Below are 16,768 nucleotides of genomic sequence, written 5' to 3'. Positions count from 1 at the left end.
TGGGCGGACGACGCTCAGCCCCGCGTGACGCCGGAGGTGTCGTGAAGGTAGCCGATCCGGCCATCCTCGTGGCGCACGACGAAGACGTCGCCGCGGTCCTCGATGACCAGCGCCCACGCGGTCGGCCCGATGCGGAACACGGGGATGCCGATCTCATCGACGACGTCGCGCTCTTCGGGCACGAGCGCCCAGAACGCCTGGTGCTGAGAGCTCGTCGTCGACGCCGGCTCCACCGTCGACGACGGGTTCTCGATGTGCTCGAACGATTCGCGTGCCGGCTCCGGCTCCACGGCGGAAGGTTCGGCGGTCGAAGGTGCTCCGCCGGCGGGGGTGGTGTCGGCGTCCTCGCGCTCGACCGGGATGACCGTGGTCGCGAAGTCGTCGCTCGCGACCTCGTCATCGGTGCGCGCAGGCGTGGACGAGCCCGCCCCGTACGGCGTCGACGTGGCGGCGACGTCCGCCGGCTCCGCCGCGCCCGGCTCGGCGCGAGGTGTCGGGTCGGGCCGGGTGATCAGCGGACGCGGCGCGACCGGTCGCACCTGGCGGGCGTTGCGGTGCGCGATGCTCTCGGGGCGACCCTGGAAGTCCTGCGCGAACGGCGGGATGAAGGGTGCGAAGACGGTCAGGACGACGCCGGCGAGCATCAGGATCACCTCGACCCACACCACCCACGTCGCCGGGAAGATCTCGTGCTCGGCGAGCGTGATGAAGGAGTTCCAGATGATGGTGAGCCAGAGGACGGTGGCCACGGAGAACGCGACGGACGCGAACTGGTCGATGCCCAGCGAGCCGACGCGACGGATGCCCTGCGGTGACAGACGGCGCAGCACGATGAGGAACACCGCCACGGTCGGGACCCCGATGGTGAGCACCCAGTCGATGCCGCTGCTCCACACCGACGGTCCTTCGCCGATGGCGCCCGACACCGGGAAGAACGACACGACGAAGGCCACGAGCCAGGTGCCGACGAGAGCCACTTCCCGGATGGAGAACGGGCCCACGCCGTACTGGGGCGGTTCCTCCGCTGCGATCGTCTCGTCGATGCTGGTGTCCTGATTCTCGTCCGTCACGATCGTTCCTTCCGGCGGGCTCCCGAGGCCCGCGTCGACCCGATATTACCTAGGGCGAATGAGATGCCGATGAGACCACGCGTCGCGCGCAGACATCCCGTTCGCATGTGTCGATGCGCTCACCCGAGGCACTGCGGGCCGAGCAGTCCTTTGAGCTCGCCGTAGAGGTCCGGGGTGATGCGCACCGTGTGCGGCACGTCGAAGACCTTTGCCACCGTGCCGCTGTGCAGCTTCAACGACACCTCGGTGTCGCCCGCATGCCGCTGCAGCGTCTGCAGGAGTTCGCCGATGACGCTCTCGCTGGCTCGCCGCTCCGGCATCACGAGCACGAGCTGACCCGATTCGTCCATCGTGCCGAGGTCGGGGCTGAACGCCGACTGGGCGTGGAGATTCATGCCGTCGTCGCGGCGCGACACCCGGCCCCGGACGACGAGGATCGAGTCGGCCTGCAGCAGCGACGAGAACTCGGTGTACGTCTTGCCCATGAACATGACGGTGATCTCACCGTCGAAGTCCTCGACGGTGATCATGCCGTACGGGTTGCCGCTCTGCTTGGCGACCCGGTGCTGCACACTCGTGACCAGACCGGCGATGGTGACCTGGTCGCCGTCACCGACGTCTTCAGAAGCCAGCAGATCGTGGATGCTCGTCGACGCATGCTTGGCCAGCGGGATCTCGAGCCCCGCCAGCGGGTGGTCAGAGACGTAGAGCCCGAGCATCTCCCGCTCGAACGCGAGTTTGTCCTTCTTGGTCCATTCCGGGCGCGGCGGGACCTTCGGCGGAGCCACCTCCTCGACGGCGTCGTACAGGCTGTCGAAGTCGAACCCGATCGCCCCCTGGGCTTCGTTGCGCTTGCGATCGACGGCCGCCTCGGTGGCGTCCTCGTGGATCTCCATGAGAGCGCGGCGCGTGTCGCCCATGGAATCGAAGGCACCGGCCTTGATGAGCGATTCGATGGTCCGCTTGTTCGCGACGTGCAGCGGCACCTTCGTCAAGAAGTCGTGGAACGAAGTGAAGGTCGCGTCCTTGCGCGCCTCCACGACCCCGTCCACGACGTTCGCGCCCACGTTGCGGACGGCTCCGAGGCCGAAGCGGATGTCGTCGCCGACGGCCGCGAAGTACCGGATCGACTCCCGGACATCCGGCGGCAGCACCTTGATGCCCATCCGGCGGCACTCGTTGAGGTAGACCGCCATCTTGTCCTTGGAGTCGCCGACGCTCGTCAGAAGCGCTGCCATGTACTCGGCCGGGTAATGGGCCTTGAGGTACGCCGTCCAGTACGACACCAGGCCGTAGGCAGCCGAGTGCGCCTTGTTGAAGGCGTAGTCCGAGAAGGGCAGCAGGATGTCCCACAGGGCCTTGACGGCGTCGTCGCCGAAGCCGCGCTCCTTCATGCCGCCGGAGAAGCCCTCGTACTGCTTGTCGAGCTCGGACTTCTTCTTCTTGCCCATCGCCCGCCGGAGGATGTCGGCCTGTCCGAGCGAGAACCCCGCAACCTTCTGCGCGATCGCCATGACCTGCTCCTGATAGATGATCAGGCCGTAGGTGGTCTCGAGGATCTCTTTGAGCGGTTCCTCGAGTTCGGGATGGATCGGCGTGATCTCCTGCTGTCCGTTCTTGCGCAGCGCGTAGTTGATGTGCGAGTTCGCGCCCATCGGGCCGGGTCGGTACAGCGCGATCACGGCCGAGATGTCTTCGAAGTTGTCGGGCTTCATGAGCCGCAGCAGCGACCGCATCGGCCCGCCGTCGAGCTGGAACACGCCGAGCGTGTCGCCCCGCGTGAGCAGCTCGTAAGCCTCCTTGTCGTCGAGCGCGAGGTGCTCGAGGTCGAGCTCCTCCCCTCGGTTGGTCCGGATGTTGTCGAGGGCGTCCGAGATGATCGTGAGGTTGCGCAGCCCCAGGAAGTCCATCTTGATCAGACCCAGCGCCTCGCACGACGGGTAGTCGAACTGCGTGACGATCTGGCCGTCCTGCTCACGGCGCATGATCGGGATGATGTCGAGCAGCGGCTCGCTCGACATGATCACACCGGCCGCATGCACTCCCCATTGGCGCTTCAGGCCTTCCAAGCCGAGCGCCCGGTCGAACACCGTCTTGGCCTCGGGATCGGTATCGATGAGCGCACGGAACTCGCTGGCCTCTTTGAAGCGAGGATGCTGCGAGTCGAACATGCCGCTGAGCGGCATGTCTTTGCCCATCACGGCCGGAGGCATCGCCTTCGTGAGGCGCTCTCCCATGCTGAACGGGAAGCCGAGGACACGGCCGGCGTCCTTCAGGGCCTGCTTCGATTTGATGGTGCCATACGTCACGATCTGCGCGACCCGCTCGGAACCGTACTTCTCGGTGACGTAGTCGATCACCTCGCCGCGGCGCCGGTCGTCGAAGTCGACGTCGAAGTCAGGCATAGAGACACGGTCGGGGTTGAGGAAGCGCTCGAAGATGAGGCCGTGCTCCAGCGGGTCGAGATCGGTGATGCGCATGGCATAGGCGACCATCGATCCGGCACCGGAGCCGCGGCCCGGACCGACGCGGATCCCGTTGCGCTTGGCCCAGTTGATGAAGTCGGCGACCACGAGGAAGTACCCCGGGAACCCCATCTGGAGGATGATCCCCACCTCGTACTCGGCCTGCTTGCGCACCCGGTCGGGGATGCCGTCGGGGTACCGGTAGTGAAGGCCCGCCTCGACCTCCTTCACGAGCCAGCTGTCTTCGGTCTCTCCGTCGGGGACGGGGAAGCGCGGCATGTAGTTCGCGCTGGTGTTGAACTCGACCTCGCAGCGCTCGGCGATCAGGAGTGTGTTGTCGCACGCCTCGGGATGCTCGCGGAAGATCTGCCGCATCTCCTGTGCGGTCTTGATGTAGTACCCGTCGCCGTCGAACTTGAAGCGGTTGGGGTCGTCCAGCGTCGAGCCCGACTGCACGCACAGCAGGGCGGCGTGCGCATCGGCCTCGTGCTGGTGCGTGTAGTGGGAGTCGTTGGTCGCGACGAGCGGGATGCCGAGATCCTTCGCGATGCGGATGAGGTCGGTCATCACGCGGCGCTCGATCGACAGCCCGTGATCCATGATCTCGGCGAAGTAGTTCTCTTTGCCGAAGATGTCTTGGAACTCCGCGGCGGCGGCGCGGGCGGCGTCGTACTGGCCGAGACGCAGGCGCGTCTGCACCTCGCCGGAGGGGCATCCCGTGGTCGCGATGAGCCCTTTGCCGTAGGTCTCGAGGAGCTCGCGGTCCATGCGGGGCTTGAAGTAGTAGCCCTCCATGCTCGACAGCGAGCTGAGGCGGAAGAGGTTGTGCATGCCCTCCGTGCTCTGGCTCCACATCGTCATGTGGGTGTAGGCCCCGGAGCCCGACACGTCGTCGCTCTTCTGCTCGGGCGTGCCCCACGCGACGCGCGACTTGTCGCTGCGGTGCGTGCCGGGCGTGACGTACGCCTCGAGCCCGATGATCGGCTTCACCCCGGCGGCGTTGGCGGCGTTGTAGAACTCGAATGCCGCGAAGGTGTTGCCGTGGTCGGTGACGGCGATGGCCGGCATGCCGTACTCGGCGGCGGCCTGCGTCATCGCGCCGATCTTGGCCGCCCCGTCGAGCATCGAGTACTCGCTGTGCACGTGCAGATGAACGAAGGAGTCGGATGCCACGCACCGAGTCTACGAAGGGCGGCCGACATGCCCGTCCGGACGACGCCGCTGTCTGCACGACGCGGCTGCGAGTTCACCTCACCCTCGAGTGGAGCGTGAAGGTCGGCGCTCGCCGATCAGAAGTCCTCGTCCAGCGCGTACTGCTGCTGCCACGAGTGCGGGCGGTCGATGCCGAGGCCGTAGAGGTAGCGGATCAGCTGGCCCTGGTGCTGCGTCTCGTGCTCGAGCAGTGCGAGTGCGTAGCGCAGCGAGTCCTCGTCGGAGGGGTCGATGCCCGCGACCCACTCGTCCACGTCCGCCGCGGTCTGTAGGAAGGCGCCGCGCACCGTCGCCGCATCAGACCCGCCGTCGCGTGCGACGGGGCTCGAGAACCCCTGCCACTGTCCTGCCCGCGCCGCTGCGGGAAAGCTCTCGCGTGCTCCGAGCACGCACCACAGCTGATGGCCCACCGTGTCGGACGGCAGATCGCGCAGGCGCGATCCGAGGTGCTGTGGCGGGAGGGTGTCGACGAAGTCGAGGTACAGGGTGTTCGAGCGCTCGAGGCGGCGGCGCAGAAGCTGGTTCACGCGTCCACGCTAGAGGTTGCGCCGCATGAGGACACGCGGAAATCCGGCGAGCACCGATGTCGTGTCGGCGGCCTTGTCGAACCCGGCCTGCTCGAAGAGGCGGCGCGTTCCGACATACGCCATCGTCAGATCGACGCGCGCGTCGCCGTTGTCGACCGGATAGCCCTCGATGGCCGGAGCGCCCTGATCGCGTGCGAACTGGACGGCGCCGTCGATGAGCGCGTGCATGATGCCCTTCTTGCGGTGTCCAGGGCGGACGCGGAAGCACCACAGCGACCACACGTCCAGGTCGTCGACGTGCGGGATCTTCCGGAAGGTCGCGAAGTGGGTGCGTGCCCGGGGCGCCACCGCCGCCCATCCGACGACCGCGTCGCCGTCGTACGCGAGCACCCCGATCGGCCCCTCTTCATCCATCAGGCGACGAACGCGTTCCGCACGAGCGGGTCCGCGCAGGGCGGTCGCCTCCTTGCTCGGGATGCGATAGCTCAGGCAGAAGCACACGCTCGAGTCGGGATTCTTCGGGCCGATGATGCACGCGACGTCATCGAATACGGTCGCGGGCCGCACCTCGATCGCCATGGACCCAGTGTGCCCGCCGGCACCGACATCCCGGTCAGGAGCGCGTTCGCCGGGCGGAGCCTGCGCAGCGGCACCCTAGGGTGGGTCCATGGCCACCCCCGACTTCGTGCTCGAGCTGCGCCGCAAGATCGGCACGGCGCCGCTCCCCCTCGTCGGCGTCACGGCCGTCGTCGTGCGCGACGGGCAGGTGCTGCTCGGGCGGCGCAGCGACAACGGGCACCTGACGCCGGTCACCGGCATCGTCGACCCCGGAGAGGAGCCTGCCGACGCGGCGGTGCGCGAGACGCTCGAGGAGGCCGGCGTCACGTGCCGCGCGGAGCGCCTCGCGTGGGTCCACCAGATCCCCCGCGTCGTGTACGCGCACGGCGACGTCGTCGACTACCTGGACCTCACGTTCCTGTGCCGGTGGGTCTCGGGTGACCCGTACCCCGCGGACGGCGAGATGACGCAGGTCGGGTGGTACGACGTGGATCGGCTGCCGCCGCTCGAGCTGCCCGACATGCTCACCCGCATCCGACGGGCGCTGGGCGATGGCCCGACGCTCTTCGAGGGCGGTCGCTGAGCTCCACGCGTGCCGGGAACGCGCTCCTGCTCGATCCCGCGTCGACCGCGTCAGTCCCCGCGCAGCACGTCGAGGGCGTGCGCGAGGTCGGCGGGATACTCAGAGGTGAAAGTCACCCACTCCCCGGTCGTCGGGTGCAGGAACGACAGCTCGCGGGCGTGCAGCCACTGGCGGGTGAGCCCCAGTCGCGCCGACAGCGTGGGGTCGGCGCCGTACAGCGGGTCGCCGACGCACGGATGCCGGTGCGCTGCCATGTGCACGCGGATCTGATGGGTGCGGCCGGTCTCCAGGTGGATCTCGAGCAGCGACGCCCCAGGGAAGGCCTCGAGCGTCTCGTAGTGGGTCACCGAGTCCTTGCCGTCCGGTGTGACCGCGAACTTCCATGAGTGCGACGGGTGCCGCCCGATCGGCGCGTCGATGGTCCCGACGAGCGGGTCGGGGTGACCCTGCACGACCGCGTGATAGATCTTCTCGACCTCGCGTTCCTTGAACGCCCGCTTGAGCGCGACATAGGCCCGTTCGGTCTTCGCGACGACCATCAGCCCGCTCGTGCCGACATCCAGCCGGTGCACCACGCCCTGCCGCTCGGCGGCGCCCGTCGTCGCGATGCGGTACCCGCCCGCCGCGAGAGCGCCCAGCACGGTGGGTCCCTCCCATCCGAGTGAGGGATGGGCCGCCACCCCGGCGGGCTTGTCCACGACGACGATGTCATCGTCGTCGTAGACGATGCCGAGGTCCGGCACCTCGACCGGAACGATCCGGGGCTCCTCCTTGGGCGTCCACGTGACGTCCAGCCACGCCCCGCCCCTCAGCCGGTCGGACTTCGAAAGGATGCGGCCGTCCATCGACACCCCGCCGGCCTCCGCGACCTCGGCGGCGAAGGAGCGTGAGAACCCGAGCATCTTGGCCAGTGCCGCATCGACGCGGCTGCCGTCGAGCCCATCCGGAACCGGGAGACTGCGTGATTCCACGTCAGAGTTCGTCGCGGCCGGGCCGTCCGGTGTCGCGCTCCGCCTCGTACTCGTCGGCCTCCCGGTCGGCTTCCGCCTCGACCTGACGCTGCTCGCGCTCGCTCAGCGGCGGGAGTCCACGCTCGGCGGCCGGGATGCCGGCATCCGGGTCGGCGACGGGGAACTCGTCACCGAAGCCCGCGACCGCTCCTCCCGGCGCGAACTCGTCGCCGTCGGCGCCCAGCAGCGTCTTGTCGTCGTCACCGGTGCTGTCGTCTGTGCGGCGTCCGTCCCGCGTACCGTCCATGTGAACTCCCAGGAGTACGAGCAGTGCGACGGCGATCATGTCGCACACGATGAAAATGTCGGCGACGTTGTAGATCGCCGGAGACATGCCGGGGAAGAACCACAACCACGGCGTGTTGATGAAGTCGACGACGTGGCCGACGCCGAAGCCGGGGTCGCGCAGCAGCCGGTCGGTGAGGTTGCCCAGAACGCCGCCGAGCAGCAGTCCCAGCGCCACGGCCCACGGGCGCGATCTCACGCGAGTGGCGGCCAGCCACCCGATCACGATGGCCACGACGGCCAGGGCGATCGTGAAGATCCAGGTGACCTCCTCGCCGAGCGAGAAGGCGGCACCCGGGTTACGGGTGAGGTAGAAGCTGAGGAAGTCCCCGAGGACCTTCACCGGCTCCTGGTATGGCAGGTTCTGGAGAGCGAAATGCTTCGCCAACTGGTCGGCGGCCAGCACCAGCACCGCGAGACCCGCGATGATGGTGCCGGCCGCCGCCTGACGAAGGGGAGGTCGGCCCGTCAAGGACCGGCTCAGAGACCCAGGGCCGAGACCGGCTGTGCGCCGGACGTCGTCGCCGTGGTCTCGAGGTCACGCAGCTTGCCCTCGATGTAGCTGCGCAGCTGGGCGCGGTAGTCGCGCTCGAAGTTGCGCAGCTCCGTGATGCGGCCCTCCAGCGACGTGCGCTCTCGCTCGAGCTTGGCCAGCTCCTCACGTCCGCGGGTCTCCGCCTCGGAGACGATCGAGGCTGCCTGCGCCTTCGCGTCGGCGATGAGCTGGTCGCGCTGGGCGATGCCCTCGGCGACGTGCTCGTCGTGCAGACGCTGAGCCAGCTCGATGATGCCGGCGCTGGCGGCAGGCGCCGTGCTCGCCGCGGGAGCCGCCTCGGCCGGGGCCGGCGCCGGCGCCGGTGCGGCCTCGGCGCGCGCGGGAGCCGCACCCGACTCGTACGCCGCCAGCTTGGCCTTCAGCTCTTCGTTCTCCGCGAGGGCCTTGCGCCACTCGACGACGATCTCGTCGAGGAAGTCGTCGACCTCGTCCGGGTCGAAGCCCTCCTTGAAGCGGACGTGCTGGAACTGCTTGGTGACGACGTCATCGGGGGTCAATGCCATGGTGATTCCTCTTTCGAGCGCTGGTCGCTGGCCGATGTCGGGGCGACCGCCGGCTGGCGGCGGTTCGTATCAGGCAAGCATAGTCACGGGTCCGGTGAGTGTCGAAGGACGGCTCCGAGCGGACGCGGTCATCAACCGGCGATCGACCTCGTGATGCTGAGCAGGATGAAACACAGCAGCATCGTGAGAGCGAACCCGAAGTCGATGGCGATGGCGCCCACGCGCAGCGGGGGGATGAAACGACGGAACAGCTTGATCGGCGGGTCCGTGACGGTGTACACGATCTCCGCCGCGACCAGGCCCGCCCCGCGGGGCCGCCACTCGCGGTTGAAGAACGGGATCCAGTCCAGGATCAGCCGCGTGAGCAGCACGAACACGTAGAGCAGCAGCGCAAGGTTGAGGATCGCTGCGATCAGTTGGACGACGGCCACGTAGCCAGATTACGGCTGCGCGAAGGGAACCGACTCCGGATCGGCCTGGGCGACGGCCCCGTCCCCGGAGACGGCGACGTTCTCGGGCGAGAGCAGGAAGACCTTGCTGGTCACGCGCTCGATGCGTCCGTACAGGCCGAGCGACAGCCCGCTGGCGAAGTCGATGAGGCGCCGGGCGTCGGCGTCGCTCATCTGCGAGAGGTTGATGATGACCGGGATGCCGTCGCGGAAGTTCTCGGCGATGATCTGCGCGTCGCGGTACTGCTTGGGGTGCACCGTCAGGATCTCGTTGATCGCCGTCGGAGCGGGCTGACGCACCACGGCGGGACGGTGGATCGGCGTCACCGGAGCAGCCGGCTTCTCGACGACGGCCTTCTCGGTGGTGCGGGCACGCGGCTGAGGAGCGGGCTCGTCGTAGACCTCTTCCTCGTCGGCGAGGCCCAGGTACACCATGGTCTTCTTGAGCGGGTTCGACATCGCATCCTCCGTAGTGCTCATCTGTTTTGAGGTTAACCGCGTTCTGGTCTGGGACCGGTGATTGCCGAACCGATCCGAAGGTGTGTCGCGCCCGCGGCGATGGCTTCGGCGAAGTCGGCGGTCATGCCCGCCGAGATCCAGTCGGCCTCCGCGATCACCGCGCGCACGACGTCGGAGAGCGCCCGGAGGCGCTCGAACGCGGGCGCGGGCGGCTCCTCCAGCGGCGCCACCGCCATGACGCCGCGCACCCGCAGCGACGGGAGGCCGGCGACATGCGCGGCCAGACGCTCGAGCTCGCCCGGTGCGACACCACCGCGTCCGGGGTCGTCGGTGAGATTGATCTGGAGGAGCACGTCGAGCACCGGATCTCCCTCGTCGGCGGCCGCCTCCAGGGAATCCGCGAGGCGCGCGCGGTCGACCGAGTGCACCACGGATGCCGCCGCCCGGATCGCGCGGGCCTTGTTCGTCTGCGCCTGCCCGATGAAATGCCACCGCAGGCCGTCGAGCTGCGTCAGCTCGCCGGCCTTGCGGCTGAACTCCTGCTGACGGTTCTCGCCGACGTCGCGCACCCCCAGCGCGTAGAGCTCGCGCACCAGAGCCGCCGGGTGGAACTTGGTCACCACGATGCGGGTCAGCTCGGACGGATCGCGGCCGACCGATCGGGCGGCATCCGCGATGCGCTCGTCGATCGCCGCCAGGCGGGCAGCGAGATCGTCCATGAGGTTCCTCGACGTGTCGGAGCTCGCTCCGCGGAGCGCGTGTGCCGGCCTACTTCAGGAAGTCGGGGATGTCGAGGTCGTCGTCGCCGAACGCCGTGTCGTACGACGGCTCGGTGACCGCGCCGACGCTCACCGGCACGGCCGGCTGCTCGACGACGTCGCGGTCCTTGGCCGCCTCGTCCGCCGGCGTCACCGGCACGGCGGGCGCCGTGACGACGCGGGCGCCGATGGGCTCGATGCGGGCCTGCGGCTCTCCGCCGTCGAAGCCTGCCGCGATGACCGTGACGCGCACCTCGTCGCCGAGCGTGTCGTCGATCACCGTGCCGAAGATGATGTTCGCCTCGGGGTGCGCCGCCTCCTTGACCAGCTGCGCGGCATCGTTGATCTCAAAGATGCCGAGGTTCGAGCCACCCTGGATCGACAGCAGCACGCCGTGCGCCCCCTCGATCGAGGCCTCCAGGAGCGGAGACTCCACCGCCAGCTCGGCGGCCTTGATGGCGCGGTCCGCGCCGCGCGCCGAGCCGATGCCCATGAGAGCGGACCCGGCGCCCTGCATGACGGACTTCACGTCGGCGAAGTCGAGGTTGATGAGACCGGGCGTCGTGATGAGGTCGGTGATGCCCTGCACACCGGCGAGGAGCACCTGGTCGGCCGTCGCGAACGCCTCGATCATCGAGATGCCGCGGTCGCTGATCTCCAGGAGGCGGTCGTTCGGCACCACGATGAGGGTGTCGACCTCTTCCTTCAGACGCGCCACTCCGGACTCGGCCTGCTGCTGGCGGCGACGACCCTCGAAGGAGAAGGGCTTGGTCACGACACCGATCGTGAGTGCTCCTATCGACTTCGCGATCTTCGCCACGACGGGTGCGCCGCCGGTTCCCGTGCCACCGCCCTCACCGGCCGTGACGAACACCATGTCGGCGCCGCGGAGGGCCTCTTCGATCTCCTCCGCGTGGTCCTCGGCCGCACGTCGGCCCACCTCCGGGTCGGCACCTGCGCCGAGCCCGCGGGTGAGCTCGCGTCCGACGTCGAGCTTCACATCGGCGTCGCTCATCAGCAGCGCCTGGGCGTCGGTGTTGATGGCGATGAACTCGACGCCCCGCAGGCCGAGCTCGATCATGCGGTTGACCGCGTTGACACCGCCGCCGCCGACGCCGACGACCTTGATCACGGCGAGGTAGTTCTGGTTCTGGCTCATGCCGGCCTCCGTAGCCCTGGACCTTCTAAACCTTCAACCTCTAGTAGAGGTATAAAGAATTGCCCGGTATGCAATTCCGTTGTCACGAAAGTAAGCGGATGCCGCGCGCGAGCCCGGAGCGAGACGGCGTGTCGCGGCAACCGGCGCCGAAAGTTCCGCTCCGGCAGAGCCTCAGCGGACGACGACAGCGTCCGGCGACGACACGTCGTAGGTCGTCACGTCGGCGGGCGGGCGGTTGATCATCATCTTCTGCAGCGAGACCGCCTTCTGCGCAGAGCGCTCGGCGCTGCCCCACACGACCTGCGTGTTGGTCCCGCCGAGGGTCAGCGTCACGTCGTCCGGTGTCGTCGCCGTGACCGCTGTGACCTGCGCGCGGATCTCGGCGGGAAGCGAGCGCATCACCTGCCCGGCTGCCGTGAAGGCATCCGAGTCGACGCCGCCGGTGATGGTGAGCAGCGGGCTTCCGGCACTCGGCGTCGCCGTCGTGGAGAGGGCGACGCCGGCAGCGTCGACGAGCGTGTAGCCGGCACGCGTCTGGACGAGGCCGATCGGCGTGCGCTCCACGATGCGCACTACGAGATCGTGCGGCGGCCGCGCCTCCAGGGCATAGGTCTCGATCAGCGGGAAGGCGACGAGCTGCGCCTTGACGGCGCTCTCGTCGACCAGCGGAAGCGGGGTGCCGAGCTGGCCCGACAGCGCGTCCGCGATCTCGTCCGCGCTGAGCTGCTGCGTGCCCACGACCGAGATCTTCTCGACACCGAACAGCGGGCTGTACGCGGCGGCCACGGATCCGAGGGCGAGAAGCAGGAGGGATGCCGCCACACCGAGCCACACGGCTCGCCGGCGACGCTGGCGGACGGTGAACCGGCGGATCTCGGCGCGCAGCGCCTTCCGCCGCGCGCGCGCCGCCTTCCAGACCTGGCCGAAGCCGACCTCGCCGCCCGCCGCGTCGGCGGGTTCCCGGCGCGGGGCCGGCGGCCGGCTCGGCGGCGCCAGGGGGATGATCGGCGCCGTGGTGTCGGCACCCTCCATGTCGAGCAGGACGGCGCCGCTCTCGGCAGCGCCGTCGCCGTTCAGGTGCTCGAGCGTCGCGTCGGAAGGGGCGGCCCGGCGAGGCAGCGGCTCCCGGGAATCGGCGCGCCGGGCGCCCGCACCCGCGGGCTCCGCGACGCTCCGGCCGCCTGAGGACGGCGGCTGCGGCAGCGGCGAGGGGCGGCGCATCGTCCGCTACTCCCCCGCGCCGGCGCTCGCCGGAGCAGGAGGGCGTCCGAGCGCCTCCAGCACCTGGGGGATGATCTGGTACACGTTCCCGCAGCCCAGGGTGATCACATAGTCGCCGTCGCGCGCGACGGCGGCGGTGTACTCGGCCGCCTCCTGCCAGTCGGGTACGAAGTGCACGTGCGACGGGTCATGGAAAGCGCCGCTGACGAGCTCGCCGGTGACGCCGGGCACAGGATCCTCGCGCGCCCCGTAGACGTCGAGCATCACGGTGTGGTCGGCGTATCGCTCGAGCACCTCGGCGAACTCCCGGTACATCTCCTGCGTGCGCGAGTAGGTGTGCGGCTGCTGGATCGCGATGATGCGCCCGTCGCCGACCACGGTGCGGGCGGCGGCGAGGGCCGCGGCGACCTCGGTCGGGTGATGCGCGTAGTCGTCGAAGACGCTCACGCCCCGTTCGACGCCGTGCAGCTCGAATCGGCGCACCGTTCCCGCGAAGCCCTCGACGGCGCGCACGGCGGACTCGAGTTCGTGTCCCAGAGTGAGGAGCACCGCCACCGCCCCTGTCGCGTTGATGGCGTTGTGCGCCCCGGGCACCGGCAGTTGCGCGTCGACGATGCGCCCCTCGTGTGCGATGCGGAAGGAGACGGGGCCGTCGGTGATGATGTCGCTGACGCGCACCGTCGCATCGGGCGCCTCACCGAAGGTGATGACGCGCGGGTGCGTGAGTGCTGCGCGGACGCGCTGTGCGCCGGGGTCGTCAGCCGAGATCACCACGGCCTCGCGCGCCTCGTTCGCGAATCGCGCGAACGCGGCGTAGAAGGCGTCGCGCGTGCCCCAGTGGTCGAGGTGGTCGGGGTCGACGTTGGTGATGAGCGCGATCGAGGTGTCGTAGAGCAGGAACGTGCCGTCGGACTCATCGGCCTCGATGACGACGAGCTCGTCGGATCCGCTGCCGCTCGACACGCCGAGCTGAGCGATGACTCCCCCGTTGACGAATGTCGGGTCCGTGCCGAGATCGCGCAAGGCGGTCACGATCATGCCGGTGGACGTCGTCTTGCCGTGCGCGCCGGCAACCGACACGAGCCGGCGCCCGCCGATGAGCCAGTACAGCGCCTGCGAGCGGTGGATGACGTGCAGTCCGCGCTCCTTCGCCCGCACGAACTCGGGGTTCTCCGGCCAGATGGCGCCGGTGTGCACCACGGTGTCGACATCGTCGGCGAGGTTCGCGGCGTCGTGCCCGACATGCACGGTCGCTCCGAGCTGAGCGAGCTCGCGCAGCGCCTTGCTGTCCGCGCGATCCGAGCCCGACACGCGGATGCCCCGATCCAGGAACATGCGCGCGAGTCCCGACATGCCGGAGCCGCCGATCCCGATGAAGTGGGCGGCGGTGATGTCGTCGGGGATGGGGAGGCTGAGATCGGGTCTGATCATGACCGGTCAAGTCTAAGTTGGGCGGCCGGCCACCAGGCCCCGGCGCGCTGAGCGCGGCGCACGCGTGGCGTTTGTATTGACACATTGATACACACACCGGCACAATGCACGTATGGAGCTCGATCCCGACGTCGCGCGGATGGTCAATGCCGGGCTGCTGCTGGTCCTGCTGGTGGTGTGCACGATCGTGGCGCTGACCGCCGCCTCCCGGTCGTCAGCGTACGCACGCGCCGATCGCTTCTCGATGCGCGTGCGCCTGCCGTACGGCTCGGCGGCGACCCGGGAGTCCGTGACCCGCCGGTTGCGCACGAACGCCCTGGTCACCGCGGTCACGATGCTCGCGATGACGCTGATCGTCTCGCCGCTGCTCCTCACGTCCCTGGCGACGACCGTGACCTTCCCGTTCCTGGTCGTCGTGCTGATGCTCGTCACCACCGGGATCGCATCCGCGGTCGTGAGCATCCGTGAGCGTCTGTTCCACCCGGCTCCGGATGCGCCCCGCATCGCTCGCGCCGCAGCACTCGGCCCGGGCGACTACCTCGACCCGTTCAGGCGCATCCTGCCCGGGGTTCTCGGCGTGCTGGCGGCCGTCGCGTCCGCGGCGCTCATCGTCGAATGGACGAGGCGACCCGACCAGGTCGATGGCAGGTTCGCCGGTACCGCGGTCATCACCGCCGTCGTCGCCGCGGTCGTCTTCGCGGTGATGCCGGTCCTCGAGCGTCTCATGCTCGGACGGCCGCAACCCGCGAGCGACACCCTCGAACTCGCCTGGGACGACGCGATGCGCACGACCGCTCTGGGCGCGCTCCGGCTCTTGTGTGCGCTCAGCGCGTGGATGACCTTCGCGCTGGCGCTCGGCGCCTTGTGGCTGGGGTCCGGCGGGCTCTCCGACGCGGTCGTCCAGCAGCTGCCGACCTGGGGTGTGATCACTCTCGCGTTCATCTATCCGAGCACGGGCCGGCGTCTGCGCCCCGAGCTCTATCCCGACTGGCTTCGTCGTCCGGTCGTCGTGGGGGCTTCCGCATGATCGTCATCGACCCCCGCTCGCCCGTTCCTCCGTTCGAACAGCTGCGTGCCGGCTTCGTGGCGGCGGTCGGCTCGGGCGAGCTCGCTCCGGGCGCTCGCCTTCCCACCGTTCGCCGGCTGGCGGAAGATCTCGGCATCGCCCCCGGTACGGTGGCACGCGCGTACCGTGAGCTGGAGGCATCCGGGATCATCGAGACCCGCGGGCGCAACGGGACGTTCGTCGCGTTCGATGCCGACCCCGCCCGGCAGCAGCTCCAGCGGGCCGCCGCGGCCTTCGCCGCACAGGTGCGGGAGCTGCGCCTCGACGCCGATGAGGCGCTCGCGGTCGTGACGGCCGCGCTCCGCGGTGGCGAGGCATCCCGCGCCTCGGGGTGAGGGTCAGCCCTTCAGCGCCTCGTCGATCATCGCGACGACGTTCTCGGTGCCGTGCCGGGTGCCGACGGATGCCGCTGCCGCAGCCATCGTCGCCCGCCGCGGCTGGTCACCCAGAAGCGGGATCACGTCGGCTCGCACGCGGGCCGCGGTGAACTCGGCATCCGGTATCAGCAGCGCGGCACCCGCGCGCACCGCGGACGACGCGTTGAGGGCCTGCTCTCCGTTCCCGACGGCGTAGGGCACGTAGACGGTGGGGATGCCCAGAGCGGTGATCTCGCTCACCGTGGCGGCCCCGGCGCGCGAGACGATGGCGTCGGCCAGCGCGAACGCGAGGTCCATGCGGTCGACGTAACGGCGCACCGCATACCCCTCGACCTCCGGGTCGACGAGTTCGGAGCGCTCGCCCGTGACATGGAGCAGCTGCCATCCGGCATCGAGCACATCGCGCCACGCCGCACCATGTCCTTCGCCGAACGCCTCGTTGAGTCGCTTCGCTCCGAGTGACCCCCCGAAGACCAGCAGCACGGGCTTGGCCGGGTCCAGCGCGAAGTGCTCGGCGGCCTCGGCGCGGAGCGCGGTGCGGTCCAGCATCTCGATCTCGCGGCGCAGCGGCATCCCCACCACACGCGAGCGCTTGAGCGGTGTGCCCGCGAAGGCGACGCCGACGCGGGCGGCGCGGCGCGCGCCGAGGATGTTGGCCAGGCCCGGCCGAGCGTTCGCCTCGTGCACGACGAACGGCACCCGCTGCCGCCGCGCGGCCACGTACGCGGGCGCCGAGGCGTACCCGCCGAACCCGACGACCACATCGACGCCGCGGGTCACGATGTGCCCGCGCACCTGCGCGACGGCACGGCGGAAGCGTGCCGGGAAGGCGGCGGCCGCTGCGTCCGGCCGGCGCGGGAAGGGCACCTTGTCGACGATCAGCAGTTCGTAGCCCCGCTCGGGCACCAGGCGCGCCTCGAGGCCCTCCTTCGTGCCCAGCACGAGCACCTCGGCCTCCGGTTCGCGGGCCCGCAAGGCGTCGGCGACCGCCAGGAGCGGATTCACGTGCCCGGCGGTTCCGCCGCCGGCCAGCAGGTACGTCGTCACTCCCCGAGCCTAACCGGCCCGTCGGTGCGGGT

Annotated in this window: 16 protein-coding genes and 1 pseudogene; 3 read left to right on the top strand and 14 right to left on the bottom strand. The window is 69.5% G+C overall.

Translation table 11 applies throughout. The features are described from left to right. Window positions 1-14: 14 nt before the first annotated feature. The 4 genes from C9992_RS00860 to C9992_RS00845 form a co-directional block, all read right to left on the bottom strand. Window positions 15-1,070 (bottom strand): hypothetical protein, encoded by a 1,056-nt coding sequence (locus C9992_RS00860; RefSeq protein WP_235007894.1) that lies wholly within the window; start codon window positions 1,068-1,070, stop codon window positions 15-17. A 119-nt stretch (window positions 1,071-1,189) separates the two neighbouring features. Beyond that, window positions 1,190-4,660: a DNA polymerase III subunit alpha gene (gene dnaE, locus C9992_RS00855; protein ID WP_235008009.1), complete on the bottom strand. Its 3,471-nt coding sequence runs from the start codon at window positions 4,658-4,660 to the stop codon at window positions 1,190-1,192. Window positions 4,661-4,824: 164 nt separating this feature from the next. Continuing rightward, window positions 4,825-5,274, bottom strand: a complete 450-nt coding sequence (locus C9992_RS00850) for a hypothetical protein (RefSeq protein ID WP_106813714.1) — start codon at window positions 5,272-5,274, stop codon at window positions 4,825-4,827. Between the two features lie 9 nt (window positions 5,275-5,283). Then, on the bottom strand, window positions 5,284-5,853 hold the full coding sequence (locus tag C9992_RS00845; RefSeq protein ID WP_106813713.1) for a GNAT family N-acetyltransferase: 570 nt from the start codon (window positions 5,851-5,853) through the stop codon (window positions 5,284-5,286). Window positions 5,854-5,941: 88 nt separating this feature from the next. Here C9992_RS00845 and C9992_RS00840 point away from each other — a divergent pair, with 88 nt between their 5' ends. Further along, window positions 5,942-6,415, top strand: coding sequence for an NUDIX hydrolase (locus C9992_RS00840; protein WP_106813712.1), 474 nt, complete (start codon window positions 5,942-5,944; stop codon window positions 6,413-6,415). Window positions 6,416-6,465: 50 nt separating this feature from the next. Here the strand turns inward: C9992_RS00840 and C9992_RS00835 are convergent, their stop codons facing one another. The 9 genes and pseudogenes from C9992_RS00835 to murC all read right to left on the bottom strand — a co-directional run bounded on the left by C9992_RS00835 (window position 6,466) and on the right by murC (window position 14,246). Beyond that, window positions 6,466-7,386: an RluA family pseudouridine synthase gene (locus C9992_RS00835; protein ID WP_106813711.1), complete on the bottom strand. Its 921-nt coding sequence runs from the start codon at window positions 7,384-7,386 to the stop codon at window positions 6,466-6,468. Window positions 7,387-7,621: 235 nt separating this feature from the next. After that, a pseudogene (lspA, locus tag C9992_RS00830) lies at window positions 7,622-8,182 on the bottom strand (signal peptidase II); the annotation flags it as partial. Between the two features lie 8 nt (window positions 8,183-8,190). Beyond that, a complete protein-coding gene (locus C9992_RS00825; RefSeq protein WP_106813710.1) occupies window positions 8,191-8,769 on the bottom strand; it encodes a DivIVA domain-containing protein in 579 nt (192 codons plus the stop codon). 131 nt (window positions 8,770-8,900) lie between these two features. After that, window positions 8,901-9,200: a YggT family protein gene (locus C9992_RS00820; protein WP_106813709.1), complete on the bottom strand. Its 300-nt coding sequence runs from the start codon at window positions 9,198-9,200 to the stop codon at window positions 8,901-8,903. 9 nt (window positions 9,201-9,209) lie between these two features. Beyond that, on the bottom strand, window positions 9,210-9,677 hold the full coding sequence (locus C9992_RS00815) for a cell division protein SepF (RefSeq protein WP_106813708.1): 468 nt from the start codon (window positions 9,675-9,677) through the stop codon (window positions 9,210-9,212). Window positions 9,678-9,709: 32 nt separating this feature from the next. Further along, a complete protein-coding gene (locus tag C9992_RS00810) occupies window positions 9,710-10,396 on the bottom strand; it encodes a YggS family pyridoxal phosphate-dependent enzyme (RefSeq protein ID WP_106813707.1) in 687 nt (228 codons plus the stop codon). 49 nt (window positions 10,397-10,445) lie between these two features. Further along, complete coding sequence (gene ftsZ, locus C9992_RS00805; RefSeq protein WP_106813706.1) at window positions 10,446-11,594, bottom strand: cell division protein FtsZ; 1,149 nt, start codon at window positions 11,592-11,594, stop codon at window positions 10,446-10,448. Window positions 11,595-11,765: 171 nt separating this feature from the next. Further along, on the bottom strand, window positions 11,766-12,815 hold the full coding sequence (locus tag C9992_RS00800; protein WP_106813705.1) for an FtsQ-type POTRA domain-containing protein: 1,050 nt from the start codon (window positions 12,813-12,815) through the stop codon (window positions 11,766-11,768). A 6-nt stretch (window positions 12,816-12,821) separates the two neighbouring features. Beyond that, the gene (gene murC / locus C9992_RS00795) at window positions 12,822-14,246 is read right to left on the bottom strand and encodes a UDP-N-acetylmuramate--L-alanine ligase (RefSeq protein WP_106813704.1); all 1,425 of its coding nucleotides are present in this window, start codon (window positions 14,244-14,246) and stop codon (window positions 12,822-12,824) included. Between the two features lie 112 nt (window positions 14,247-14,358). Here murC and C9992_RS00790 point away from each other — a divergent pair, with 112 nt between their 5' ends. Then, window positions 14,359-15,273 (top strand): hypothetical protein, encoded by a 915-nt coding sequence (locus C9992_RS00790; RefSeq protein ID WP_106813703.1) that lies wholly within the window; start codon window positions 14,359-14,361, stop codon window positions 15,271-15,273. Beyond that, window positions 15,270-15,647, top strand: a complete 378-nt coding sequence (locus C9992_RS00785) for a GntR family transcriptional regulator (protein ID WP_106813702.1) — start codon at window positions 15,270-15,272, stop codon at window positions 15,645-15,647. The genes C9992_RS00790 and C9992_RS00785 overlap by 4 nt, the downstream gene beginning before the upstream one ends. Window positions 15,648-15,650: 3 nt before the next feature. On the opposite strand, the gene C9992_RS00780 is transcribed toward C9992_RS00785, so the two are convergent. Further along, a complete protein-coding gene (locus tag C9992_RS00780; RefSeq protein WP_106813701.1) occupies window positions 15,651-16,736 on the bottom strand; it encodes a UDP-N-acetylglucosamine--N-acetylmuramyl-(pentapeptide) pyrophosphoryl-undecaprenol N-acetylglucosamine transferase in 1,086 nt (361 codons plus the stop codon). Window positions 16,737-16,768: the final 32 nt, after the last annotated feature.

Origin of the sequence: Microbacterium timonense, assembly GCF_900292075.1 — a bacterium.
In the GTDB taxonomy this organism is placed as follows: domain Bacteria; phylum Actinomycetota; class Actinomycetes; order Actinomycetales; family Microbacteriaceae; genus Microbacterium; species Microbacterium timonense.
The sequence above is the reverse complement of the archived record's forward strand: the minus strand, read 5'-3'. Positions and strand labels throughout refer to the sequence as shown.

Coding starts and splice junctions, on each gene's coding strand:
- C9992_RS00790 (WP_106813703.1), top strand. CDS start 14,359: ATGGAGCTCGATCCCGACGTCGCGCGGATGGTCAATGCCGGGCTGCTG.
- C9992_RS00840 (WP_106813712.1), top strand. CDS start 5,942: ATGGCCACCCCCGACTTCGTGCTCGAGCTGCGCCGCAAGATCGGCACG.
- ftsZ (WP_106813706.1), bottom strand. CDS start 11,594: ATGAGCCAGAACCAGAACTACCTCGCCGTGATCAAGGTCGTCGGCGTC.
- murC (WP_106813704.1), bottom strand. CDS start 14,246: ATGATCAGACCCGATCTCAGCCTCCCCATCCCCGACGACATCACCGCC.
- C9992_RS00785 (WP_106813702.1), top strand. CDS start 15,270: ATGATCGTCATCGACCCCCGCTCGCCCGTTCCTCCGTTCGAACAGCTG.
- C9992_RS00845 (WP_106813713.1), bottom strand. CDS start 5,853: ATGGCGATCGAGGTGCGGCCCGCGACCGTATTCGATGACGTCGCGTGC.
- C9992_RS00825 (WP_106813710.1), bottom strand. CDS start 8,769: ATGGCATTGACCCCCGATGACGTCGTCACCAAGCAGTTCCAGCACGTC.
- C9992_RS00810 (WP_106813707.1), bottom strand. CDS start 10,396: ATGGACGATCTCGCTGCCCGCCTGGCGGCGATCGACGAGCGCATCGCG.
- C9992_RS00800 (WP_106813705.1), bottom strand. CDS start 12,815: ATGCGCCGCCCCTCGCCGCTGCCGCAGCCGCCGTCCTCAGGCGGCCGG.
- C9992_RS00815 (WP_106813708.1), bottom strand. CDS start 9,677: ATGTCGAACCCGCTCAAGAAGACCATGGTGTACCTGGGCCTCGCCGAC.
- dnaE (WP_235008009.1), bottom strand. CDS start 4,660: ATGCTCGACGGGGCGGCCAAGATCGGCGCGATGACGCAGGCCGCCGCC.